At 61.3% G+C, this 367-nt stretch carries 1 protein-coding gene; it reads right to left on the bottom strand.

Features of this window, described 5'->3' with window-relative positions:
- Positions 1 to 336 (bottom strand): hypothetical protein (locus tag AC1DOK_RS24630; protein ID WP_477556897.1); only part of this gene is annotated, 336 nt, incomplete at its 3' end.
- Positions 337 to 367 lie beyond the last annotated feature (31 nt).

Below are 367 nucleotides of genomic sequence, written 5' to 3'. Positions count from 1 at the left end.
GGTGAAAGGTACGCGGCGAAAACGATCAAACGCCATATCGAGCTGGCCTTGGCCTTGCAGCGCCAGACCCATCATGCGATTGGTCTCGGCCGATTCCTCGTCGGACTTGAGCTTGCCAGCCTCGGTCATGAGGAAGCGCTTGGTCGTCAACGCCAGGTGGCCGATCACCAGCAGGGCTGCGGGAAAGACAAACTTGAGCCAGGTCGCGGCCGCCGACAGCAAGCCGAACTCAACCACCAGCAACACCACGAATAACAGCAGTGTGATGATCGCGGCCTTGCCAGCCGACAGCCGTGGCAGGCCGGCAACCAGATAAGCCACAACCACCAGCAGCACACCCAGAGTGACCCAGACACCCCAACCAGGC

The sequence above is a fragment of the Paenibacillus sp. P5_B5 genome (assembly GCF_056400365.1).
This window is presented reverse-complemented; position numbering and strand designations above follow the sequence as displayed.